The sequence below is a fragment of the Aliiglaciecola aliphaticivorans genome (genome assembly GCF_054782055.1).
This window is the reverse complement of the sequence record NZ_BAAGTF010000024.1, coordinates 33,011-57,975: the sequence shown is the minus strand read 5'-3', so window position 1 is coordinate 57,975 and position 24,965 is coordinate 33,011. Positions and strand designations below refer to the sequence as shown.

The following is a 24,965-nucleotide window of genomic DNA, read 5'->3' as shown; positions in this document are numbered from 1 at the left end:
TACCAATCCGGACCACAAAACCTTAAAATGGAATGAAAAGGTTAACCGGATTGTTTATGACTCGCTCAGTAATAAAAATTGCTACCCGTAAAAGCGCCCTTGCTCTTTGGCAGGCTGAATTTGTGAAAGCTGAATTAGAAAAGGCGCACCCTCACATTGCAATTGAATTGGTGCCAATGACAACCAAAGGCGATGTGATTCTCGATACACCACTGGCCAAAGTAGGCGGAAAAGGACTATTCATCAAGGAATTGGAAGTGGCAATGCAAAAAGGCGAAGCCGATATTGCAGTACATTCCATGAAAGATGTCCCAGTGGAGTTTCCCGAAGGCTTTGGGTTACACGCCATTTGCCAACGGGAAAATCCATTAGATGCCTTTGTATCCAATAAATACGAAGACATTGTTTCCCTACCAAAAGGCGCCGTTGTGGGCACTTCAAGTTTACGTCGACAAGTACAAATCAAAGCTTATCGCCCAGATATTCAAGTAAAAGATCTCCGTGGCAACGTAAATACTCGTTTAGCGAAGCTTGATGATGGTCAATACGACGCAATTATTTTAGCCTCTGCTGGTTTAATTCGTTTAGGCATGGCTGACCGCATACGACAAGAAATTAGCAGCAGGGTCTCGTTACCGGCTGTGGGTCAAGGAGCCGTTGGGATTGAATGCCGTACTGAAGACGCAGAATTAGTCGCACTATTACAACCCTTAAATGATCCTGATACTGCAACCCGTGTTGTAGCTGAACGCGCTTTGAACGCTAAGCTACAAGGTGGCTGTCAGGTACCCATTGGCAGTTTCTGCGAAATCGTCGACAATCAACTACACTTGCGTGGGTTGGTCGGCTCTATTTCCGGCAAACAAATAATTATGGCAGATCAGTACGGCGATATTTCGGAGCCTGAACAACTGGGCAACGCTGTTGCTGAAAAATTGTTAGAACAAGGCGCGCAAGACTATTTAGCTGAAGCATACGTGTAATATCGATGTCTGTTTTATTGCTGCGACCAAAAGAGAAGTTCCAAAAAAGTACTGAGTATTTACAACGCCATGGCATTAAAACCATAGGTTTAGGGCTGATTGAAATCGACATCAACCACCACAATTTACAGCAATTTGCACAGTCAATTTTAGCTTTAGATGACGAGCAAATTGCTCACACTAAGTGTATATTCGTTAGCACACACGCGGCTGAGATCGTAATTAATGGGGTCCAAAAGTGGCCCTCTGAACTTCAGGTTTTTGCTGTGGGTCCAAGTACCGGCGAGAGCTTAACCCAGTTAACGAAACAGGTTATTGTGCCTGATATGGCAAACTCAGAAGGCTTGTTGTCATTGCCACAATTGCAAGCGTTATCAAATCAAAAGGTATTTCTTGTGAAAGGCGTGGGTGGGCGTAAAATATTACCCACTGAACTACAAAGTCGCGGTGCAATAGTAGAGCATATTAATCTTTATAGTCGTTTGCCCTGTATAGATTATTCGCAAACAGAAGCTTGGCAGCCACAAGAGATTCAATGTATTGTGGCCACAAGTGGCGAAATTATCCAGGCAGCATGGGACAAGTTTGACCGAACGTGGTTAAAATCTACACCTTGGATAATGGTTAGTCAGCGTCTTGCCGATTATGCAGCTAAACTTGGTATACAGCAGGTATATCTGAGTGCTGGTGCAAGAGATGAGCAACTCAAAGACGCAATCAATCAATTTTTGGAGCGCTAGAATGACGGAAAAAGACAAAATCACCGCACTCGAAGAGGAAATGAAAGCCTTGGAAATCGAGAACGCATCCTATGTCGAAGATAAAGCCCCCGCAAAGGCCAAAGCCAAATCAGACAAAAAGCCTGACGTAAAAAGCCAGAGCAACTCAGAACAAAAAACTGAAAAGCCGCCATATACGCCCAAACCTAAATCCGCCCCCAAAAAGGAACAAGCCTCTAAAGGTAAAGCCAAAACAGGATTTTTATGGTTTATTACACTAATCAATTTACTTTGTTTAGTAGCGTTAGCTGCCGCTGGGTATTGGTTTTGGCAACAGTGGAATAACACCCTCAATACCGAAAACGCAGCCTTAACAACACAAAGTGAAAGCATTTCCGAACAAGGTCGCAGTATTGATCAACTGAGTCGACAATTACTTGAACAACAAAGAACACTCTCTGAATCTATTCAAAAACAGAACGATTTGGTCAACCAGGCCTTAACCCAAGCACAGTCCAATAGTAAAAACCTAGCCGAAGTGTCTGGACGTCGTCCTGCAGACTGGTTATTGGCAGAAGCGGATTATTTAGTCCGTATGGCCGGTCGTAAACTATGGTTAGAAAACGACGTGCGTACTGCAGTAGCTATGTTGCAAGCAGCGGATAGTCGGCTACAAGATTTAGCAGATCCTTCTTTATTGCCCGTCAGACAATTCATTGCCAGCGATATTCAAAATCTTCAACAAATCAATCAGGTTTCTTTGACTTCTATCGCACTGTCGTTATCAGGCATGGTGCAACAGGTTAATAACCTACCTTTGTCTCTACCAGAAGTGGAAGTGAAAGGCTTTGAGCCAGAAGAACTCACGGGCATGGCCAGAGTGTGGGCCTACATTGAAAGTAATTTTAAATACCAAGCCAATGAAGGCCCTGTTGAACCGTTGTTATCTCAACAGCAACAATGGTTAGCCAAAGAGCAGTTACGGTTTGCCTTAATGCAAGCACAAACCGCTATTATGAAAGAACAAGACACCCTATTTAAACAAAGCCTACAACGCGGGATTGGGCTAATAGTCCAGCACTATGATCTTGAAGCCACCGAAGTAGCGGGTATGTTGGATGCGTTACGTAATTTGGAAGAAACCGAAGTAGCCCGTAAATATCCCCAACAACTTGATGCGGCAAAACCACTGCAAGATATTTTAGAAGACCGAATGAGCAACGCTTTCTCAAACGGGAAGTTTGAACTATGAAAAAAATCTTACTGCTGTTAATTATTATTGGGCTGATTATTGTCGGCTTGTATGCAGGCCCTGGATTAATCAATTACCAAGGGTATTTTTTGATTGCCCTTGAAAGTGGAACTTACCAAGTTTCAATTTTTGGTTTTGTGGTCTTGGTTGTAACCCTATTTTTTGCCACCTGGCTAACCATCATTCTAATTAAAAAGCTGATAGATATCCTAGCCGGCTCGCAAGATTGGTTGTTCGGTTTTAGTAGCAGACGCAAGCAAAAAGCGTTTACCAATGGTTTAATCTTTTTAGCTGAAGGTAATTATTTAGATGCTAAAAAGTCCTTGAGCAAAATACGCAATGAAGATTTTGATGGAATTAACTTATTAGCTTTAGCAGAGGTAGAAGCGCAACTTAATAACAAGTCCGAAGCACGTGATTTATGGTTTGAAGCCGCCGAAAAAGACAAAACGAACTTAGCCGCGAATTTATGCCTGATCCGTGATCTGGTCATCGAAAATCAAGGTGAGCAAGCACTTACATACATAAATGAAGCACCGGAAAAGGTCCAACGTGAGCCAAATATTATTAAATTGTGGGCGCGAGCGTTAGAGCAAACTGGTAAGTTTTCGGTATTGAAAGAGCACGTTAAAAAGTGGAAAAAGCCACTTGGAGAAGAATACGACTATTGGTTGTTGAAAGCCTCAAAAGGTGAGTTTGCGGAAATCGCCAGTAAAGAAGGCGCAATTAAACTGAAGGAAAAGTGGCAATCTTTGCCCAGAGGAGTGCGTAAAGAATCTGGTCAGGTTGCAGCTTATGCACAGCAATTAATTGACCAAGAAATGTATGAAGAGGCGCAAACGGTTTTAGTAAACAGTCAAAAAAGTGGGCCCATCCCTGTTCTGTATAATTTGTATCGGCAGCTTAAAAACACTCAAACAAATGGTGCAGTTAAACAACTTGAAGGTTGGCTGAAGAAAGACGATTCTAATGTAGATTTGCTCTCTACCCTTGGTCAACTTGCGTACAATTCCGATGACTTTATGCTTGCTGAAAAGGCTCTTTCAAAAGCAATTAAAATTGCACACGAACGTCGAGACGTGCTTCTGTTAGCGCAAATTAAGGAAGCTCAAAAAGATAACATTCATGCGTTAGAACTCTATAAACAAACTGTTTTTAACCCGGAATAACGCTGGTAGTTTTTCTTTCATAATATTTATATATCGATCACTACAATAATTAACAATCCTCTTTGATTCAATTATTGTAGTGATTAATACATTATTTACTTTCCTGCAATTCATTTACTTCATACAAGCCTAATTAAATTTAATTAAAATACACCTACAAGCCTTGTAAAATAGGTTTTTGTAGCGTTTAATACAATTATTAAAACTATCAATGGATAGGATTTTGTAGTGAATGATACAAATAATTCCACAGTACGAGGAAGACCAAGAAAACTAGACCGAAAAGAAGGCCTAAAAAAAGCGTTAGCATTATTCCAAGATCACGGTTTTGAGAATGTTTCAGTGGCTGAATTAAGTGCCACGCTAAATGCCACCGCCACATCAATTTATGCCACATATGGAAATAAAGAAGATCTTTTTTTAGCAGCGCTAGGGTTTTATAAAGACCAATTTTGGGAACGACTAGAGAAGATGCTAGCCGACTCTCAAAATCCCAGCGAGATGTTTAGAAATAGCCTGGAGATGAGCCTCGAATTTTTCCTAAATGAGAATCGCAGAAGCGGTTGTTTAATTTTGCAAGGACACCTTTTTTGCCGCAACAAATCCATACTGAATGAGATATCTAAACTGCAAAAGGAATTGCAAACAAGCTTACAAAATCGTTTGCAAAAATTAGGGTCAGAAAATCCAGAGGAGTTGGCCGATGTTTTAATAACACTTATGGGCGGCATTGCCCTGTCGGTAAGATCTGAATCTGACGAAGACAAACTTTATACCACCCTAGAATTTTTCTGTACTGCTTTTGAGTGTTAAGAATCTCTAAATTGAAATGCCCATTTCAGAAATGACAACGACGCACACTGGCTAATTTCGTCTTGTTTTACCAACCGAATTAAGCAAGACGAAACAAATCCCCCTTCCACCTTTGTAAGTAAGTGTTCACTACAAAAAATTCAGACCAAAAAAACACCATATCGCACAAATCCAATGAAAAACATTCAGCATCCATCGGATAATTAAAAATAACAGTGGAAAATTCCTAGGTTTTCATTAAGATCATGCCTGCTTCCAGCGCACCCGTAGCTCAGCTGGATAGAGCGCTGCCCTCCGGAGGCAAAGGTCATAGGTTCGAATCCTATCGGGTGCGCCATTTTTGGCGCTTCATTGAATGTATAGTGCCCACTAACTTGAGCTGGTGTTGTGACCAGATTGTGACCAAGCCCCACTTTATTACATCAACTTCAGTAGACTATTTCTTATTGCGTCGGCCGGTAAATTTGTTGTCATATGCGACCAAGAAATTCGTAATGAGCCAGCTACAGCATCATCTGATAATCTCATTGCTGTTAGCACATGAGATGGCTTGTAGCTTGAAGATGTGCATGCGGAGCCATTTGAAATGGCTACAGTCTCTTTCAATGAAACCATTGCTGCCTCTGAATTTACTCCCGGAATGTGGAAGTTAATAACAAATGGTGAGGTATTGGAGCCAATTATGTTTCCGTTTAAATCGCTCACCAAATTGATCATTTGATCTTTTATTTCTGAGCAGTGTTTAGTCCACTCAGAAAGCTCAAGAGGCTAAAAAATCCTATAGTTAAAATTATGTCTTTTCCTACAGACGACTTTTATAGAACGTTATTTAAAGCTATTCCCAAGCCGAAACGTGTTTGCTTATGATTGTAATCGATTAAACTCTCGCCATAGCCTGTGAAAAGGCTGGCGTACCCATAGAATTTGCCCCACAAAGGAAATGAAAAATTAACTTCGGCAGAGCCTCGCCCCGTTTCAATCGCATGGTTTAATCTCAAGCTATACTCAAATTGACCATCATTATACCCGGCAGAAACTTCATAATTTCCAATATAATCTTCTATATTCGGGTTATCGTCGCCTCGTGACGCCATTGGCTCTTCCTTTGCATCTTCTTGCAATCGAATCCACGGTTTAAGCGAAAAAACCCAGCTCCCTTTTTCAACCACAAACTGTGTATACAGGCGATTCCAGCTACGAGACAGTAACTGGCTCCGACCGTTTGACAAATGCTCTGCGCCAAAAACAACCCCGGTATTAGCATTAAAAGGCTCCCAGTCGGTTTTTATGACATACATTATTTCCGGCATATAGTTCGTCTCCCGAAACGGCTTGGATATACCGTCAGAGTAGATCTGCCACCATGACTGAATAGTAAAACCAAAATATAGTTTGTCTTCTTCAAATAGCAGACTAGATTTGCTTAAGGGAACTTTTAAACTCAGTTGAAACTTAGCTTCATAATCTTCCAGATTCCTCTCATAACCTTCAATTTGAGCGTATTGCTCGTGGTTGATGTCATTTGTAGTAAGCATGGGTTGAATATAATTTCTGCGATGGGGAGTAATAACATAAGGTTCAAACTCCGTCTGTTGCTCTTTCCTCAAACGCTGAGTTAATACGCCGTTCTCTCTTTTAGGAACATCCACACTTGATAAGTTCTGTCTTTTGTCGTTTTCAACATGTTTACGACACTCTTTCTTTATAGCTTCAACAGTATCGATAGAACCGGAGCCCTTCACTCGATCTAAAATGCAGAGTTCATATTCACTAAGTTGCCCACCATGACAAATAGGTATCGCGAACAACGTTAGGTTAAGAATTGAAAATACTGAAAACCGGTTAATCATCACTCTAATATCTCTTGAAAAAGTTTATTTAGCCTGTTCAGTCTTGACTGAACAGGCTAAACAGCTTAGCCTTAAATTATCCAAATTAACAAGTTTTTACTATGAATAAGCTTACCGAAGCAGAATTACAGTTTATTACCGATATGGGCATGCACACTCAGGGCTATGGTCTTTCTCGCATTGCCGGGCAAATAGTTGCGGCTCTTATCATATCTGATGCCCCGCTAAATACCGCCGACCTCATGAGCTTACTTGAAATAAGTAAAGGAAGTGTCAGCACCAATATTCGCTTTTTGGAAATGCTTCAGCTGGTCGAACGCAGAGCGCTGCCTGGTAAGCGCCAAAACTATTTTGTTATGCGCACCAACCCTTATGATTCGCTACTGGAATTAAAGATAAAGCAGCATAAAGAAGCGAAAAAGATAATAACTGAAGCCAAAGCAAGTATTAAGAATTCGAAAGCTCAGGAGAAAATTACTGAGCTGGAGAGGTTTAATACGCTCTACGATGAAAGCGTGAAAAAATTGCTGTTGGAATTGAAGTCGGAACGCTAAGCCATGCTCAATAGTCAGAAAAGTTGACGTTTGACGAAAACATTTAAATAATTTAGGTACAACATCGATGACCTCATCATCACGTGGTTCACTGCATAAGCAGCAGGGCCAAATCAGTAGCTCTACAGCCGTATTTATTGCCATCGTAACCTTGGTTTTTTTGTGGATAGCCAGTGGTTTCATCTTCAGAGGCGACACAGAAAAGACAAGCGCAACTAAAAGCGATTTACCATCAGTTGCAGTAAAAAATAGTCAAGCCCAGCTTGTGGCTCGCGAGTTGACACTAAACGGCGAAATCAAACCAAATCAGCAACTTAATATTCGTGCACGTACCGACGGCATGCTTGAAATGATTACCGATAGTGGCACTGACGTTGATCAAGGCGATGTCATAGCAAAACTGTCCATTGATGATCGCGAAGTTCAACGCACTCAGGCAGAAGCTCAAGTAAAAAAAGCACAAAGCGACTTCAATGCGACGAAAAAGCTCATCGAACAAAATTTGTCGTCCCAGTCTCAACTCCAGGCGTTGGAAGCACAACTAGAAGCAGCACGGGCACAGCTTCGTCGTATTACATTTGATATTGAAAATACCGAACTGATAGCACCGGTCAGCGGCGTTATCAATCAACGCTTTATTGAGCAAGGCGCTTATGTCTCAGCCGGCAATCAAGTACTAGAGCTTATCGATAACGATCCGTTAATTGCCATCATCAATGTGCAGCAAAGCCAAATTCACAGGCTCAAACTCAATATGCCCGCAACGGTCAAACTCATTGGTGGTAATGATCGTCAAGGGCAGGTCAGCTTTATCGCTCCTATTGCCGACCCGCAGACCCGGACATTTCGTGTTGAAATAACTATTCCTAACCAAAACGATCCTATCCCCTCCGGTATGAGTGCCGAAGTGACGATAGAAACGAGCAAAGTTAAAGCACACAAAATTTCTGCGGCCCAAATCAAAATAGATGCATCTGGGCGCATGGGTGTTTTAACCATTAATGACAATAACGAAACACGTTTTTCTCCCGTTACTGTGGAGCGGGCAGACGTTAATGCCTTATGGGTCAGCGGGCTGGATGACCAAACGCGGTTAGTCATCATTAGCCATAGTTCTTTAACCGCTGGTCAAAAAGTTACCCCCAGACCCGTACCTGCTGATTATGACAAGGGCGAGGAGTTATAATGAAAGCCTTTATTGCCGCCGCTTTCTCACGCAATCGCGCAGCGATTCTGTTACTCGCTGTACTGTTGATAATGGGCAGCATTGCCTACGCCACAATTCCTAAAGAAGCTGCACCCGAAATTGACATTCCGGTATTCACCGTCACCGTAAGCTACCCCGGCATTTCAACGGAAGACAGCGCACGTTTATTAGTCGAGCCGCTTGAGCGAAAATTACAAAGCATCGACGGTTTAGATACTTTAACCGCTCAAGCCGGTGAAGGCTTTGCCATGTTACAACTGGAGTTTGCCGCAGGCTTCGACAATGAAAAAGCACTACGTGATGTAAAGGACGAAACTGAAAAAGCAGAACAAGATTTACCGTCCGATGCTGAGAAGCCCACGGTGGAAGAGGTTGATCTGTCTTTATTCCCCATTTTAACGGTTGCGCTCTCAGGCAATATTCCCGAACGGGACTTAATCCAACTAGCACGTAATTTAGAAGATAAACTTGAAACACTTAATGGCGTACTCGAAATCGATATGTCAGGTGATCGTGAAGATCTGTTAGAGATCATCATCAAACCTTTAGCCATGCAGTCTTACAACATTTCTTTAACGGAAGTGTCGAGAGCTATTAGTAATAACAACCTTTTAGTTACCGCAGGCGCGATGGATACCGGGGCAGGACGCATCAGCGTCGCCATCCCCGGCACCATTGAAAACATTGTCGATGTACTCGAGATGCCTATAAAAACTACGCCCAATAATGTGGTACGGGTCAGCGATGTCGCCGAAGTCAGGCGAACTTTTAAAGATCCCGTCAGTTACGCCCGCATTGATGGTCAACCGTCGATAGCACTCGATATTAAAAAACTGAGTAGCGCTAATGTCATTGACGTTGTCGATCGTGTAACCCAAATGGTCGAGCAGCAGCGCACTGAATGGCCTACAACCGTTAATGTCGCTTATATGCAAAACCAGGCAGACGATGTTAAGCAATTTCTGGGCGACCTTGAAAACAATGTCATACTCGCCATTATTCTGGTCATACTAACGGTCGTGGTGGCTTTGGGTGTAAAAGCTTCCCTGCTCGTTGCTCTTGCTATTCCAGGCTCATTTCTTGGTGGCATTTTAACGCTGCAATTGCTGGGTATTACACTGAACATCGTGGTCCTGTTCGCACTCATTTTAGTTATTGGTATGTTAGTGGATGGTGCCATTGTCGTGGTCGACCTTGCAGAGCGCTATCGTCGACAAGGACAAGACCGATTACAAGCTTATCTGGCAGCTTCCCAACGCATGGCGTGGCCTATTATTGCGTCGACAATGACCACCCTCGCCGTATTTATACCACTGCTCTTTTGGCCAGGTATGGCCGGGCAATTTATGTTTTATCTGCCCGCCACTGTTATCATAACACTGCTCATGTCTTTGCTCATGGCACTGGTTTTCGTTCCGATAATTGGCTCCTCAGTAAAAAGCAAAGTATCAGTGACCTCACAATCAGCAAATGCAGCAGACAAGGGTTCAAAACTCCAGTCTTTGGTTAGCTATATGGTGGATAAGCCGTTACTTGCTTTGCTGGTCAGCCTGTTTGTCTTATTACTTTCATTTTTCCTCTACAGCAAGCTCGGGCAAGGCATAAACTTTTTCCCTGACATCGAAGCCGACCGGATACAAATACAAGTTCAAGCCGATGGTAATTTATCAGTAAGTGAAGCCGACAATCTGGTTAAGCTCGTCGATAAGACCGTTGAACCAGTCGCAGGCATTGAACGCATTTATTCTCGTACCATCGGATCAGTTGAGGAAAGGCTGAAAGCGAACCTGGATTCTGAAATTATTGGTACACTACAAATCGATTTGCTGGATTGGCAGGAGCGTGATTCTGCCACAAAAATTATACAAAACATCCGTACTAAAACAGACAACTTACCCGGGATAGCGCTAAAGATTGAAAAACAACAAAGCGGTCCGTCCTCTTCTCGTCCGGTCTCTGTAGAAGTATCAGCGAAAGATCGGAGCTTATTGCCTGAAGCCGTAGACAACTTGCTCAAAATGATGAAAGAATCAGATGAATTTATCGATACATCCAGTGACATGGCGACCCCTAAGCCACAGATAAAAATTGATGTGGACCGCGAAAAAGCTGCCGAGTATGGCGTCGATGTCGCGACCTTAGGTACCTTAGCGCGTCTATTGACCGACGGTGTCTTAGTTGGTACTTACCTTCCTGAATCGGCGCCAGAGCAGGTTGATATTCGTATACGCTATCCCTGGGAAGAGCGCTCAATGGCCGACCTAGCCAATTTGCGCATCCCCGCGAGCCGGGGTCTGATGCCGATAGAGAACTTTGTCCAGTTATCGCCGAGTTTAAGTCCAACAATTATAACTCGTGTGAATTCGCGCAATGTACAAACTGTAGAATCAGGCCTTGTTCCCGGGGTTACCGTCGTCGAAGCAACGGAAACGTTGCGACAAAAAATCAAGCAGAGTGATTTTGCCAAAGGTGTGGAATTTGATTTTACCGGAGAGCTTGACGACCAAAATGAAGCCATGAGCTTTTTACTATTGGCATTTGCCTTAGCCATTTTCTTAATGCTCTTCGTTTTACTATTACAGTTGAATAGCTTTTTTCAGGGGGCTTTAGTGCTATCCGCCATTGTCTTTTCTCTAGCTGGCGTACTGCTTGCGCTGCTGGTTCGACAAGAGCCTTTTTCCGTGGTCATGAGTGGTATTGGCATTATGGCACTCGCGGGTATTGTGGTGAATAATAACATCGTTCTAATCGACGCATATAACGAGTACCGCTCAGATGGATTATCACCGATGGACGCAGCAGTGAAAGCAGCAATGCAACGTTTAAACCCTGTGCTTCTCACCGCAACGACAACGATAGTTGGATTGTTACCCATGGTCTTGGGTTTAACTGTCGACTTTTTTGAGCGTGATATTTTTATGGGAGCACCTTCGGGACAATACTGGATCCAGTTATCTACCGCACTGGTTGGCGGACTGCTAGTTGCGACGTTTATTACGCTTCTATTAACTCCGGCAATGCTTGCCTGGGACGGCCAAAGAAGGGAGAAAGCCAATTAAACTTGGCTTCACTATGCGCTTACACCATATCGTGTTAACGGTCATTATTTGTTCTAGCTGTATCGCCTGCAGCAGTCTGCCCGACTTAGAACAGCGAACGCCAAGCTACTCTGTGCCAGTTTCAAAAACTCAAAGCACTCGGCTTGGTCAGTTCTTATCTCCGGTACTTCGAAACTCCCCCCAAAGTACCGGTATAATACCTTTAGCCGAAGCAGAGCCGTCCTTAGATGCCAGGCTGATATTAATCAACAATGCACAAGTTGCACTGGACATTCAATATTATATCTGGCGTGACGATAAGTCTGGGCAACGTTTAACTAAAGCCATTTTCCGAGCTGCTAATCGTGGTGTAAAGGTTAGGTTGTTATTGGACGATCTTCACTCCCGGGATATCGACGAGCCCTTACAAAGACTAAATGGTCATCCTAGTATAGAAGTGCGATTATTTAACCCCTTTCTCCCCAGAAGCTCTCGAGTACTGGGGTTTATAACCGACTTCCCACGAGCAAACAGACGCATGCACAACAAGTCTCTTACCGTGGACAATCAAGCTACGATAGTCGGGGGAAGAAACATCGGTGATGACTATTTTTACCGCTCTGATGGTATTCTTTTTGCTGATCTGGATGTTCTTGCGATAGGAGATGTAGTTGCGAAAGTATCCAGCGATTTTGACGCTTTTTGGAACAGTAACTCAGCTTACCCCTATGAACTTATTTCTCAATCAACGACGCCATCAGACTCCCCTTTATTTATTCATCAAACTAATATTGATCAACCATCCGATCTCAGTGAGTTATTGGATAACGATTCAATTATTTGGGCTGAAACTCAAATAGTGAGTGATAGCCCGCTTAAAGCCTTAGGTAAAGCGGAGCCGGATCAACTCATTGTTCACGCACTCCGAAAGATAATTGGTCAACCTAAAAAGCAATTATTACTGGTTTCTCCCTATTTCGTACCAACCCTGTCGGGAGTAAAAGCGCTAGAGAGCATTGCGGAAAACGGGGTGAGTATTAGTGTGTTAACAAATTCCTTTGCCGCTACCGATGTTGCCGTTGTGCACTCGGGATACGCAAAGTGGAGGAAACGGCTCTTAGAAGCTGATATACGCTTATTTGAGATGCGCCCAGGGACTGTTGCCACCGATACCACTATCTATGAATCTGTCGAAACAAGTTTCTCCAGTTCGGCAAGCAGCCTTCATGCAAAAACGTTTGCCGTTGACGGACAACGTGTTTTTGTTGGCTCATTTAACTTTGACCCTCGCTCAGCAAGACTCAATACTGAGCTTGGCTTTGTTATTGAAAGCCCCGAAATAGCATCAACGATGGTAGATGTCTTTATCGAAGAAGTCCCTTACAGCGCCTATGAAGTGCTCTTAGCTCCATCCGGTTCGCTATACTGGGTTGAGCAAAACGGCAGCCATCATCGCCGATACGATACAGAGCCAGGAACAACCTGGTTTCAAAGGTTTTCGGCCGGATTTTTTTCGTTGTTACCCATTGATTGGTTGCTTTGAAAAATGAGTTGGCTTACTCGGTGAAGCGCTATTTTTTCTTAATCACTTTATGTACGAACCATGGTCATATTAGTCGGTTTTTTTGTTGGAATGCTATAGGTCATAAAAATGCTAAATAGAATACTAAAGTATCTAGGTATAGCGTGGATGGTTATTATTTTTGTTTTTGTTCCCATTACTTATACCGCATTACTATTCGCCTCTGATGCAGAAATAAATATGTCGGTCACTATTTTTTTTATCTCTACAGTATTCATCACTTCACTTTGGAATATCTTCAAAAAATATCGCGAGTACAAGGTTGGGCTCCAACTTAGCAAGATGTTTTTAGCCATCTATGTAACTATTTTTGCGTTTGCCACTCTTTATCAAAGAGCTGGGATTCTATACGGTCAGGAAATCTCTTTTAGTCCTGTTGACGCCCTGTACTTTTCAGTAGTGACATGGACCACTTTAGGTTATGGAGACTTTCAACCCACTGAAAGCTTGCGCTTATTGGCCGCTTTCCAGGCGTTATTAGGAACTTTCTTTATACCAATGCTTATAGCGGCAATGCTATTCTCATTACAACTAAAGTCTCAAAAGCACAGTTTGCAAAAAAACACTAACGGTTCAAAACCATAGAGGGAATAGTTTAAATGAAGCTTCTTTTTTATAAAATTAGACTTCTCGTAATCCTATCAGCTTCTGTTACCAGCTTAGGCTGCAGCACAGTAGGGCAAATTAAAAATGAGCCTATTTCTGGAAAAAATGATACTGAATTAACTTCTGGTACATTATTCTCAGCGGCTCGAGCTGGAAACCCCAAGGGAATAACTCTTATTTTGGCTTTTTCCGGAGGTGGAACACGGGCTTCTGCTCTGTCTTATGGCGTATTAGAAGAACTAAGAGATACTAATGTCACTATAGGTGGCAAATCGACAAGACTTTTAGATGAAGTTGATTTTATTTCATCTGTTTCGGGCGGCAGCATAACGGCGGCTTACTATGGTTTGTTTCGAGACAAAATTTTTTATGATTTCAAAGATAAGCTTCTAACACGGGATTTAAAGGAGCAAATAATCTCAACAGTTTTAAACCCCCTTCGTTGGTTTTCAAATTTAGGAATAACTGATCATACTGTCGGAATATATGCTGATGCAGGGTTTGGAGAATATACATTTGGCGACATGCTCGAAAAAGGTCCGCCCTATATAGCCATCAATGCCACAGACTTATCTCAAGGTGCTAGATTTTCCTTTCTACAGGACTACTTCAATTTAATATGCTCAGATCTATCTACCTTCCCCGTAGCCAGAGCAGTAGCAGCTTCAGCAGCTATGCCTTTACTATTCGACCCCATCGTACTGAAGAATTACGATACATGTGACATTACGGATTCCATCAACTTTTTATCCAGTAAAACTTCCATTGGGAAACACAGTATTCGGAATACTGCCTCTGCAGCACTTTCTTATTCCAATAAAAAAGAACGTCCTTTTGTTCACCTCGTAGACGGAGGTGTATCGGACAATTTGGGTCTCAGGATTATAACTGACCCTGTTGAGCTAACAGGAGGTATAGTAAATTACTTTAGCATGATCCATGGAGAGGATAGTTATTCAATCCCACGACATTTTGCCATCATAGCCGTAAACGCATCAGCAAAAGTCGGCTCAAGCATGGATAAGAGTTCGACCCCTCCATCAATGCGTCAAACGTTAAACGCGGTTACTGATGCGCAACTTCAATTGTACAATAATGAAACAACCGATTTAATAAAGCTTAAATTAGAGCAGTGGGTCGATGAAACAAAAACACAAGGAATACCTGTCGAAGCGCACCTAATATCTATCGAGTTGAAATCGGTATCATCAGACCGTCTAAGAAATCGCCTCAATTTCATCCCGACAACTCTCGGCTTACCAGAAGAGGAAGTTGAGTTGCTTATTGGTACAGGCCGAAAGCTACTAAGGGAAAACCCTCAATTTCAAAAATTACTAAAAAGTATCCGCGAATTCAACTCCGAAGTGCACCACTCGCTAAATTAAGCCGTTCTTCGTAATTCATTGAAGACCACCGATGGTTGTTTAAACCCAAGGCATTTCCTTGGTCTCGCATTCAGCGCACGCTCAATGACAGCAATCTGCTTGTCCGTCACCGTCCGTAAGTCTGTCCCTTTACGGATATATTGCCGCAGCAGCCCGTTGAAGTTTTCGTTTAGGCCGCGTTCCCACGATGAGTATGGGTTGGCGAAGTAAATGTCCGTTTTTAGTTTATCCGCTACCAGCTCATGGGCGCAGAACTCTGCGCCGTTATCCGCGGTAATCGTGCGGACATGGCTACGGTAGCGCCATAACATACTAGCCATAGCGTGACTCACGTCAGCCGCGGTTTTCGCTGGCACTTTGCGTATCAGATACAGTTTACTTTTTCGCTCAACCAGACTGACGATAGCGCCTGTGCCGTTCTTGCCCAGCACGGTGTCGGCTTCCCAATCACCAAATCGTTTCTTCTTATTTACAATGGCCGGACGACGTTCAATCCCAATCCGTTTCGGAATAATAACGCGCTTCGCGCGACTGCCTTTTCGGTATTTCCGGTGACCGTGTCGCAACTGCTTGTGCAGCTTGCCACCGTGCAATTTATCCCGCTGCACGAAACCGTAAATCCACTCATGGCTGACGGGATGACCAATGATTTTACCCACGCCTGCTATCTGCTCAGGACTCCATTTTTGCTTCAACCCAAACTCAACAAACGTGATGGTCTGTTCCGGTATGCCATATTTCGCAGCCTGACATCGGCGTTTGATTGTCTTAGCATGAGCGACTTCGGGCAGGTAATGGTTATCCCGAATCCGGTTGCGCCGCACTTCTCGACTGATAGTGCTGTGATTCACCTTCAGCCGTTTCCCAATCTCCCGGTAGCTGAAACCCTCGCGTAAGTAGGCTTCGATCTGGTATCGTTGCCCTTCGATCAACTGCTTGTAACTCATGGTGATACTCTTTTTGTTTGGCGACTTTAGAATACCACCAACGGGCAGTTGATCGTCTATCGCCAGTTAACCATGAGTGGTGCACTTATTATCTGAATTCGGGTCAGCTCTCATAAGACACAATAAAAACAACTAAATATCGAGACAAAAAATAAGCCCAGAGTGTTACTCTGAGCCAGCTGTTTGGCAAGTACATCACCACCCAGCCCAAATACATAGCCTGTAAATATGTTGGCTTCTCTGTATTCGCTGCGTTTCAACGAGCGACAAACCCAAGCGCGAAGATCCATTGCTGACCAGTCAAGATTCGTGGTGAAGTCGCAACACAAATCAATACGACTGATCTTGCCGGTATCCGCGCAGCTCAGAATATGACTGACCAAATCCCGAGCCATCGCTAACGAGTTTTGGTAGCCGCAGAGGGTTAGAAGCTCACTAGATATTTGCATGTAAACAGACGGAGCGTTTAATTCTGATTCACCTGCAATGGATATATTGAATTGATTGTTGGAAATGACAAATGAGTAACGGCGTTGTCCTTTGGGATGAACTTTAAATGGCACGCCCGCGTGCTGCAGCGCGGCCTGTGCCTTTCCGCCGCATCTCACGGCTTAGGCGGCCTCTTTGAGCGACTGTAGCTCATCAACAAGTATTCGTTTGGGAGAACCGCGAAATGATAAGTACAAGCTGTCGATACCAGCTCTTATGATTGCAGTATCGGTGCATTTTGGGGGTGCTGTGTTACAAGGTGGCGCACCCAGCACGTCGGCTAGATTGCAATCGACAACGCAATCAGTTTCCTTCTTCGAAGCAAACAGATTGACGTCGTCCGCGTTTTTTTGGATTGGCTCACTTTTGGGCATTTCAGAAACCGCATAGATTGAAAGAGGTTTCCTACTTTATGCATCTAAACTGGAATGTTTAGGAGGTCGTTTGGCGTTTTGACTTCCTTGTATCGTGCTTACGAGTTTGCAGGTGCTTGCGAATGGCCGAATCGAAATCCTCACCTTCAGCAATCAAATCCAACAAGCTATTCATTTCAGCAATGGCCTCTGCTGAGACATCTCCATCTATTTCTTCTTGTAGTGCAATCATCATTCGCAAGTCGTCAAGGCCTTACCATTTGAGCATGATAAGTTACGTCGTGTTCACCTAACAATTTTAGCTATTAAGGAACCTCAAAACAGCCTTTCACCTTTCTTTTTGTCCCGTATTATCGCCAGGCTAGGTGGCTTGATTTGTGAGCATAAGTTTCTAAGAAAATTTCAATTCACAACGCAGCTTGACACACGGGACGAGATCCTTATAGTTTAAGACTGACTGGTCAGTCCGTTTTGAGGATCGTTGAATGAATACTCCCGAAAAGAAAAAGCGCACGCATAAAACGGTTGAAGAACGTCAATCCGAAATCATGATAGTAGCCTCGCGAATTTTTTCGGAGCGCGGTTACCAGTTGGCTGACGTTCAAACCATTGCAGAGACAGCAGGTGTTGGTAAAGGCACGGTATATCGCTGTTTCTCAAATAAAGAAGCGTTATTTAGAGCGACCATAGATTACCACTTAAACGCTCTTGCTGAGCGTGCAGTCAGGGCCAGAGATAGTGTTGACGACCCGCTGAATAAGCTCAAAGCAGTGATGCTTGCGTATCTCCATTTTTTTGAAGATAACCCAGAAATTATTGAATTGTTTGCTCAAGAGCGGGCTGAATTTAGAGATCAAGCTGAATCTGCCTACTTAAGTCTTATAAAAAATAAACGTGAAGAATGGTTGAAGCTGTTTCACGAGATAACCGGCCGTTATGAATGCCGGAATATTGAAGCAGATGAGCTCATGGATATTTGCTCATACATGATGCATGGAGCGGCAATGATGCCAGAACCATCTGAGCAAAAGCGATCTGCTGAACAACGGGTTGATACGATATTTAACGTATACACACAAGGTATTTTGCTGCATCCACTGAAATGAAACAGTGGCTGGATAAGCACAATGAAAAATGGAGTACGTAAATGAAGGTGTTATTTACACAAAGCCGATTAGCTTGGATAGCCGCTGTACTGCTTTGTTTGGGATTATTAAGCGCATGTGGCGGAGAGCCGGGTAAGCAGAATGACCAGCCGCCGCTAGTACCGGTAACTATAACCTCGGTTGAGGCTGAAACCATAGAGCATTTCGGTCACTTTGCAGGGCGTTTACGTGGGGCGCGTGAGGTGGATGTTCGTGCCCAAGTATCCGGTATTCTGATCGAACGCCGGTTTGTTGAAGGGGATGCAGTTGAGCAAGGGCAAGCTCTCTTCCAAATCGATCCTGAACCCTACCAAATTCAGGTGGATTCTGCAGGCGCTGAACTAGTCAATGCCACCGCGGCTAATCAACAAGCACAAAGCGAATGGCGGCGCATTTAAGCTCTGTACGAACAAGATGCAACGAGTCGTCGCGAATATGAGCAAGCCGAAAGTAATAGTAAGGCCGCTGTTGCCCGGGTTACGCAGGCAGAATCAGCGTTGGCGGACGCAGAGCGCAACTTGCGTTATACGCGAGTTGAAGCGCCGATAACGGGTATGTCGGGTATTGAATCACTATCGGAGGGTAATTTAGTCGATATCGGTACGATGTTGACTCGCGTTACACAAATCGATCCGATAAACGCTCATTTCTCATTGCCTGAAGCGACTGCCATAGTACGCCGCTGGCGGATGCATCAAGCCCCCGAAATGGATACTTATAAAAAAGCGTGGCTCATTATGCCGGATGGCCGTGAATACGCGCGATCAGGCGAAATTAATTTTGTGGCAAACCGAGTTGACGAAGAATCGGCAAGTATTGTCATGCGCGCTGAATTTACTAACCCAGATAATTTATTGATCCCCGGTCAATTGATTCGTGTTCGGGTGCTATTAGGCCACTATGACGAGGCATTTTTAATCGACCCTACTGCAGTCAGTCAGGGGGCTAATGGACCATTTGTTTATGTCGTCAATAAAGACAAGGCCGAGTCGAGACAGGTTGAATTGGGTCCCGAAATTGATGGTAAGCAAGTGATTATTGATGGCTTGGTGGACGGTGATCAACTGGTAATCAACGGACATGTCTCTCTGACGGACGGGACATCGGTAGACCCAATTAGTGCGGATGAGCAGGAGTAATTTATGTTTCGATTTTTTATTGATCGTCCGCTTTTTTCCTCTGTAATTTCGATCGTCATTATGCTAGTGGGTATCGTGGCGCTGCGAGCTTTGCCGGTCGAGCAATATCCAAATGTTGTGCCACCACAAGTAGTGGTAAGTGCGACTTATCCCGGTGCTAGTGCCGATGTAATTGCTGAGTCAGTAGCGGCGCCGTTGGAGCAAGAAATAAACGGTGTTGACGACATGATATATATGGAATCAACCAGCACCGATTCAGGTATGCTACAAATAACGGTGTCGTTTGCCATGGGCACCGACCCTGATCAGGCTGAAATCAATATTAACAACCGAGTGCAAGCGGCTATTTCAACGCTACCTCAAATTGTTCGTGATTTGGGTGTGCAAGTGCAATCCCAGTCGACCAATATTTTGATGGTACCCGTTTTATTTTCTCCCGACGATAGTCAGCAAATACTTGAGATGAGCAATTACGCCCTCCTCAACGTTTTGGACGAATTGTCGCGCGTCGATGGGGTTGGCGATGCCTCATTGTTTGGCGCCAATGATTACTCGATGCGAATTTGGACTGACCCGGCGAAACTTGCTGAATATGAACTTAATCCAGCGGATATCGCCAGCGCAATTGCTGCGCAAAATTCTCAATATGCTGCAGGACGCTTTGGTGCTGCGCCATCGCCCGAAGGTCAAGCTTTTACATTCAGTGCGACCACAACCGAACAGCTAAGTAGTCCGGAAGAATTCGAGCAAATTATTTTACGCGCAGATGCACAAGGAAATATGCTGCGGCTGGGTGATGTGGCTAAAGTTGAGCTTGGTTCACAAAATTATGATTTTTGGGCGACTTACAATGGTCAAGACGCCGTGCCAATGAGGATATTTCTGCAGCCAGGTGCTAATGCGCTTGATACGGCGACTTTGATTCGTGAAGCTTTAGACGACATGAGCAGCCGCTTTCCCGATGGCATCGATTATTACATTCCCTACGATACAACTGAATTTATTGAAATCTCCGTGCAAGAGGTGGTTACTACTTTAATCATTGCCGTGCTTTTGGTGGTTTTAGTTACTTATGTATTCTTACAACGTTTCCGCGCAACGTTAATTCCCGTTGCTGCTATACCCGTTTCATTAATTGGTACATTTGCGGGCATGCAAGTCCTTGGCTTTTCAATCAACATGCTGACCTTGTTTGGCCTAATCTTAGCGATTGGTATCGTGGTTGATAATGCCATTATTGTGATGGAAAACGTTGAGCGACTAATCATGGAAAAGTCCATGAAGGCTCGAGATGCGGCTGTTGAAACGATGCAGCAAGTTTCTGGCGCCGTAGTCTCGTCAACACTTGTGTTAGTCGCGGTGTTCGCACCGGTCGCGTTTTTAGGTGGATTAAGCGGTGAACTGTATCGTCAGTTTGCGGTAACCATTGCGGTTTCCGTGGTGGTGTCAGGGGTGGTCGCATTAACACTCACACCGGCAATGTGTGCGCTATTGTTAGATGGCGAAAAACGAGAGGTGGCCAAACCCTTCCAATGGTTTAATTCAGCGTTTGATCGGCTAACCGATGGTTTTGTATACGTGGTGTCATGGTTGCTACGCCGCTGGCAGATTGGTGTCGGTTTGTTCGTATTGAGCTGCTGTGCCGCTATCTTTCTAATGACACGAATGCCCTCTGGTCTCGTTCCTCAGGAAGACCAAGGTGTCGCGATGGCAATTGCACATTTGCCTGCAGTTGCGTCCTTACCACGCAGTGAAGCGGTTCGAGATAACTTATCTGAACAACTGCTAGCATTAGACGAAGTTGATGATTTCATTAGTTTTGCGGGCTATGACATGATTGCTGCTACGCAGCGAACCAATGCTGTAGCTGGGTTTGTAAACTTGGCGGATTGGTCTGACCGGACTGAAGAGGGGCAAGATGCCGCATCCATTGTTGGAAAAATTATGGGTATGGGTGGTTCGATTCAGGAAGCGAATGTTGTTTCGTTCGTGCCACCACCAATTCAAGGGTTGTCGTTGACCGGCGGCGTTGAAGGTTATCTGCAAATTCGTGAAGATATGACCACCGTCGAAATGGAGCAGGTCGCGCAAAAAGTGATGGCGGCGGTTAATGAGAGGCCAGAACTTATTAATGGTCGCACGACGTTGGATACTAGCATTCCACGTTATCGTATTGCTGTTGATAGAGAAAAAGCATACGCCGCAGACGTAAGTTTGGATGCTATTTTTTCGACTTTACAGGCGACAGTTGGTGCGTTATACGTCAACGATTTTACTTATCAAGGAAGGCTTTGGCAGGTAAATATTCAAGCACAGGGACAATATCGTACAAACCCGGAAGATCTGAATAACGTATTTGTGCGTTCCAGTAGTGGTGCAATGCTACCGCTGAGCTCACTGCTTAGCGTTGAGCGAACTAGCGGTGCAGATATTGTTAACCGCTTTAATATCTATAGTGCCGCCCGCGTGATGGCAGATCCCGCACCAGGTTACACTTCGGGCCAGGCAAAGGAAGCAATGGAGACTATTGTTGCCGAGTTTTCAGCAGATACGGACATGCAGCTGGGCTGGACTGGTGAAGCCTTTCAGTTAGATCAAGCTGCTGGGGCTGCAGGGTCAGCGTTTGGCTTGGGTTTGTTTATGGTGTTTTTGATCCTAGTGGCTCAATACGAGCGCATCACGCTGCCTTTGGCGGTGGCTGTTGCAGTACCATTCGCTGTGCTTGGTGCGGCGTTATCATCAATCTTGCGGGGCTTTCCCAATGATGTTTATTTCCAAGTGGGTTTGTTGGTATTGATTGGTCTTGCGGCCAAGAATGCCATTCTCATTGTAGAGTTTGCTGCACAAAACCGTAAGGAAGGCATGAGTTCGTTAGAGGCGGCAACAGCAGCTGCGAAACAACGTTTCCGTGCTATTTTAATGACCGCATTAACCTTTATTATCGGTACGTTACCACTTGCCTTTGCCAGTGGCGCAGGGGCCGCAAGTCGCCAAGAAATTGGCACTGTAGTGGTTGGTGGAATGATTGCAGCCAGCTCATTAGCGCTTATATTTGTACCGCTTGGTTATAAGTTATTTGAAGACTTATCTGACTGGCGCAAAAACCGTAAAGGAGACAAGCATCATGCGTAAAACAATATTGTCAGTATTTATTGTTGCAACGCTTACGGGTTGCGCAATGGGTCCTGATTATCAGGCCCAACAGGTTACCGTTGCGGATAGCTGGCCAGAGCAAGTGGAGCAATCAAATGCGCTAGCGAAAGATTGGCAGAATTGGTGGACACAGTTCAATGATCCAACACTCAACGCGTTGGTAGAGCGAGCATTGGATGAAAATCTCGAGTTACGGTTGCAGTTGCAACGTATTGAACAAGCGCGTGCGCAGCTTGGTTTAAGCGACGCAAATTTTTGGCCATCATTGGGCGGGCAGGCCGAGGCTACCCGACAGCAACAACCAGAAGCGATTCTACCCGTCGAGATTGGTGGTGGTGCGCCACGGAATGAATTTACTGTGGCTGGAACATTAAGTTATGAAATCGATTTATGGGGGCGTTTACGGCGAGAGCGAGAAGCTGCCAGTGCGCAGCTCAATGAGTCTTTGTATGGTTTAGAAGCAGTCCGATTGAGCATTATTGGTGAAGTTGTTTCAACCTACTTTAATCTGCGCACACTGGAGCAGCAACAAGCGTTAACTAAGCAAACGTTAGCGTCGTATGATGAGAGTGTGCGCGTGATTGAACTGCGCTACGAACAAGGTGCAGAGGATGCGTTAGGCGTGCGCCAAGTGCGTGCTGCTGCCGCCAGTGCGCGTGCGATACTGCCAGACTTGCAGCAAGCAGCTGAAACCACTCGCACTGCGTTGGCTATACTTGTAGGTTATAATGCGCAAGAGTTAACGGAAGCATTTGACTTTGGCAGCACGAAATTAACGGATTTGGAATTGCCTGATACCCTACCCGGTTTGTTGCCATCTGAGTTGCTGCAACGACGCCCAGACGTACGTGCGGCCGAATCATATCTGGTCGCCGCGAATGCTCAAGTTGGCGCTGCGCAAGCCAGTCGATGGCCAAGTTTGAATTTATCCGGTTTGATTGGCAGCACTGCGTTACAAACCGGTGATTTGTTTGAAGGATCAGCGCAAAGCTGGAGTGTTGGCGGTAATTTGGCCGGTCCGATTTTTGATTTTGGTCGAAGGCGAGCCAATGTTGACAGTGCCGAAGCATTGAAAATGCAAGCTGAAACTGAATATCAAATGGCGGTGACCAGTGCTTTTCGTGATACACGAGATGCTTTGTCGATGCATCGTTATGCGCAAGTGCGTTTTGATGCCGTACAAAACCAAGTGCAAGCAATAGATGAAACCGTTGCGATGGCTGAGCTTCAATATGACGAAGGTGCGATCGGAATTTTTGAATTACTTGAGTCTCGACGTCAACTACTGCAAGCAAAATTGACGCTGAGTGAGGCGGTTAGCCAACGTTTATTGGCTTCGGCTAATTTATTTAAGGCAATGGGTGGTGGCTGGCAAGATCCAGACCCATTGACTTTGACGAATGAAAAAGAAAGTGAATCATGAGTATACAGATGCAGGTTGCGGTACTTTCGGCTGCAATAGCGACAGCTTTAGTGATCAACCCTTCCGCGCACGCGCAAGTGAAAAGTCAGCAGCAAACGGATGAAAGCCGCAGTGGCTGGTCAGTCGGCGCAGGCGGTGTTACCTCATTATCAGCGTACCGAGGTGTAGATTCTCAAACAACGGCGTTTCCGTTTTTTAATTATGAAGGCGAACGCTTCTTTGTCCGTGGCCCATCATTGGGCTATCGGTTAACACCAGATAAACCGCTTCGCTTAGCGGCGTTTATCAGCGCCGCACCGGCTGAATATGATCCGGATGATTCGGATGATGCACAGATGCGTCAACTTGATCGGCGTAACTTCACTGCTCTTGCGGGCTTTTCTGCGCGTTATAATTTATCAGCGGGTTTACTGACTGCACGAGTGGGAACTGAGATAACAGGACGACATCATGGTCAATACGCTGAGGTGAGTTATAGTTATCCATTCCTATTTGAAAGCGGTGCGATTTCATTAACACCGACTGCTGGTGTTGAATGGCACAGTACGGATTTCAATGATTACTATTTTGGTATTTCTAGTGCAGAGGCAGCACGGACAGCGTTGACCGAGTATTCGCCCGGGTCTAGCACCAACCCATTTGTGGGGTTGACGTTGACTTGGCAGCTTTCAGAGGTTGTTGGCATTTTTGTATCGTCACGCTACAAGCATTTTGGCGATGAAATTGCCGATAGTCCCATGTTAGATGATGATAGTGAAGTAAGCTCACTCGTTGGTTTAACTTGGAAGTTTTAGCTTACAACATCTACTTCCAATAATAGTCAGGAATTGTCTATGATTCTCGATCCACTCCATTCGTCAAATTTATCGACGACCAATGACCTTTCCCCTGAAATAACACCATATTTTCAATGAGATTGCAGTTTTATTGATAGGCCCCCATTATTAGAACCACTCGAGGAATGAATTGAGCTGTTCAATTTTCAATGGGTGCCACAAACTGCAAGGGTGGCAGGTTGTTTAAAGCCCGGTGAGGTCGACTCTTGTTCTAGTCATCCCGCCAAGCTACAATTTTTGATTTAGCATCGGATAGCGATTCGAACCAGTGACAGGATTGGTCGTGAATTAATGGAGGGAA

General features: G+C 44.6%; 22 protein-coding genes and 1 tRNA gene. 19 read left to right on the top strand and 4 right to left on the bottom strand.

The genetic code is table 11. The annotated features are described in order from the left end of the window. Window positions 1–56 precede the first annotated feature (56 nt). From hemC to ACYVIL_RS13505, 7 genes are all read left to right on the top strand, one after another. On the top strand, window positions 57–983 hold the full coding sequence (hemC, locus tag ACYVIL_RS13535; RefSeq protein WP_460312792.1) for a hydroxymethylbilane synthase: 927 nt from the start codon (window positions 57–59) through the stop codon (window positions 981–983). A 5-nt stretch (window positions 984–988) separates the two neighbouring features. Further along, on the top strand, window positions 989–1,723 hold the full coding sequence (locus ACYVIL_RS13530) for a uroporphyrinogen-III synthase (protein WP_460312791.1): 735 nt from the start codon (window positions 989–991) through the stop codon (window positions 1,721–1,723). Window position 1,724: 1 nt separating this feature from the next. Continuing rightward, window positions 1,725–2,954, top strand: coding sequence for a uroporphyrinogen-III C-methyltransferase (locus ACYVIL_RS13525; RefSeq protein ID WP_460312790.1), 1,230 nt, complete (start codon window positions 1,725–1,727; stop codon window positions 2,952–2,954). Next, a complete protein-coding gene (locus tag ACYVIL_RS13520) occupies window positions 2,951–4,123 on the top strand; it encodes a heme biosynthesis HemY N-terminal domain-containing protein (RefSeq protein ID WP_303473231.1) in 1,173 nt (390 codons plus the stop codon). Before ACYVIL_RS13525 ends, ACYVIL_RS13520 begins: the two co-directional genes overlap by 4 nt. 228 nt (window positions 4,124–4,351) lie before the next feature. Beyond that, window positions 4,352–4,936, top strand: a complete 585-nt coding sequence (locus tag ACYVIL_RS13515) for a TetR/AcrR family transcriptional regulator (RefSeq protein ID WP_460312789.1) — start codon at window positions 4,352–4,354, stop codon at window positions 4,934–4,936. 260 nt (window positions 4,937–5,196) lie between these two features. Beyond that, window positions 5,197–5,273, top strand: a tRNA-Arg gene (locus tag ACYVIL_RS13510). A gap of 249 nt (window positions 5,274–5,522) precedes the next feature. Continuing rightward, window positions 5,523–5,657, top strand: a complete 135-nt coding sequence (locus ACYVIL_RS13505) for a hypothetical protein (protein WP_460312788.1) — start codon at window positions 5,523–5,525, stop codon at window positions 5,655–5,657. A 94-nt stretch (window positions 5,658–5,751) separates the two neighbouring features. Here the strand turns inward: ACYVIL_RS13505 and ACYVIL_RS13500 are convergent, their stop codons facing one another. After that, on the bottom strand, window positions 5,752–6,786 hold the full coding sequence (locus ACYVIL_RS13500) for a phospholipase A (protein WP_460312787.1): 1,035 nt from the start codon (window positions 6,784–6,786) through the stop codon (window positions 5,752–5,754). Window positions 6,787–6,887: 101 nt separating this feature from the next. Here ACYVIL_RS13500 and ACYVIL_RS13495 point away from each other — a divergent pair, with 101 nt between their 5' ends. The 6 genes from ACYVIL_RS13495 to ACYVIL_RS13470 all read left to right on the top strand — a co-directional run bounded on the left by ACYVIL_RS13495 (window position 6,888) and on the right by ACYVIL_RS13470 (window position 15,158). After that, a complete protein-coding gene (locus ACYVIL_RS13495; RefSeq protein WP_126784208.1) occupies window positions 6,888–7,340 on the top strand; it encodes a GbsR/MarR family transcriptional regulator in 453 nt (150 codons plus the stop codon). Between the two features lie 67 nt (window positions 7,341–7,407). After that, window positions 7,408–8,526, top strand: a complete 1,119-nt coding sequence (locus ACYVIL_RS13490) for an efflux RND transporter periplasmic adaptor subunit (RefSeq protein WP_460312786.1) — start codon at window positions 7,408–7,410, stop codon at window positions 8,524–8,526. Further along, entirely contained in the window at window positions 8,526–11,606 is a 3,081-nt protein-coding gene (locus tag ACYVIL_RS13485) for an efflux RND transporter permease subunit (RefSeq protein ID WP_460312785.1), read from the top strand. The genes ACYVIL_RS13490 and ACYVIL_RS13485 overlap by 1 nt, the downstream gene beginning before the upstream one ends. A 13-nt stretch (window positions 11,607–11,619) precedes the next feature. Continuing rightward, window positions 11,620–13,128 (top strand): phospholipase D-like domain-containing protein, encoded by a 1,509-nt coding sequence (locus tag ACYVIL_RS13480; protein ID WP_460312784.1) that lies wholly within the window; start codon window positions 11,620–11,622, stop codon window positions 13,126–13,128. A gap of 108 nt (window positions 13,129–13,236) precedes the next feature. Further along, window positions 13,237–13,752: a potassium channel family protein gene (locus ACYVIL_RS13475; protein ID WP_460312783.1), complete on the top strand. Its 516-nt coding sequence runs from the start codon at window positions 13,237–13,239 to the stop codon at window positions 13,750–13,752. Between the two features lie 14 nt (window positions 13,753–13,766). Then, entirely contained in the window at window positions 13,767–15,158 is a 1,392-nt protein-coding gene (locus ACYVIL_RS13470; protein ID WP_460312782.1) for a patatin-like phospholipase family protein, read from the top strand. Here ACYVIL_RS13470 and ACYVIL_RS13465 read toward each other — a convergent pair. From ACYVIL_RS13465 to ACYVIL_RS13455, 3 genes are all read right to left on the bottom strand, one after another. Then, window positions 15,155–16,105, bottom strand: a complete 951-nt coding sequence (locus ACYVIL_RS13465; RefSeq protein WP_460312781.1) for an IS30 family transposase — start codon at window positions 16,103–16,105, stop codon at window positions 15,155–15,157. The genes ACYVIL_RS13470 and ACYVIL_RS13465 overlap by 4 nt on opposite strands. A 110-nt stretch (window positions 16,106–16,215) precedes the next feature. Then, window positions 16,216–16,668, bottom strand: coding sequence for a hypothetical protein (locus ACYVIL_RS13460; protein WP_460312780.1), 453 nt, complete (start codon window positions 16,666–16,668; stop codon window positions 16,216–16,218). 358 nt (window positions 16,669–17,026) lie between these two features. After that, window positions 17,027–17,203 carry a hypothetical protein gene (locus ACYVIL_RS13455; protein ID WP_460312779.1) on the bottom strand — a complete coding sequence of 59 codons (177 nt, stop codon included), beginning with the start codon at window positions 17,201–17,203 and terminating at the stop codon, window positions 17,027–17,029. 250 nt (window positions 17,204–17,453) lie between these two features. On the opposite strand from ACYVIL_RS13455, the gene ACYVIL_RS13450 reads away from it, so the two are divergent. From ACYVIL_RS13450 to ACYVIL_RS13425, 6 genes are read left to right on the top strand one after another with little or no spacing between them, the layout of a single operon-like run. Then, window positions 17,454–18,074 carry a TetR/AcrR family transcriptional regulator gene (locus tag ACYVIL_RS13450; RefSeq protein WP_460312778.1) on the top strand — a complete coding sequence of 207 codons (621 nt, stop codon included), beginning with the start codon at window positions 17,454–17,456 and terminating at the stop codon, window positions 18,072–18,074. A gap of 41 nt (window positions 18,075–18,115) precedes the next feature. Further along, the gene (locus ACYVIL_RS13445; RefSeq protein WP_460312777.1) at window positions 18,116–18,511 is read left to right on the top strand and encodes an efflux RND transporter periplasmic adaptor subunit; all 396 of its coding nucleotides are present in this window, start codon (window positions 18,116–18,118) and stop codon (window positions 18,509–18,511) included. A gap of 3 nt (window positions 18,512–18,514) precedes the next feature. Next, a complete protein-coding gene (locus ACYVIL_RS13440) occupies window positions 18,515–19,252 on the top strand; it encodes an efflux RND transporter periplasmic adaptor subunit (protein ID WP_460312872.1) in 738 nt (245 codons plus the stop codon). 3 nt (window positions 19,253–19,255) lie between these two features. Next, window positions 19,256–22,384 (top strand): efflux RND transporter permease subunit, encoded by a 3,129-nt coding sequence (locus ACYVIL_RS13435; protein ID WP_460312776.1) that lies wholly within the window; start codon window positions 19,256–19,258, stop codon window positions 22,382–22,384. Continuing rightward, window positions 22,377–23,828, top strand: coding sequence for an efflux transporter outer membrane subunit (locus ACYVIL_RS13430; RefSeq protein WP_460312775.1), 1,452 nt, complete (start codon window positions 22,377–22,379; stop codon window positions 23,826–23,828). The genes ACYVIL_RS13435 and ACYVIL_RS13430 overlap by 8 nt, the downstream gene beginning before the upstream one ends. Continuing rightward, window positions 23,825–24,622, top strand: a complete 798-nt coding sequence (locus ACYVIL_RS13425) for a MipA/OmpV family protein (protein WP_460312774.1) — start codon at window positions 23,825–23,827, stop codon at window positions 24,620–24,622. Before ACYVIL_RS13430 ends, ACYVIL_RS13425 begins: the two co-directional genes overlap by 4 nt. The last annotated feature ends 343 nt before the right edge of the window (window positions 24,623–24,965 follow it).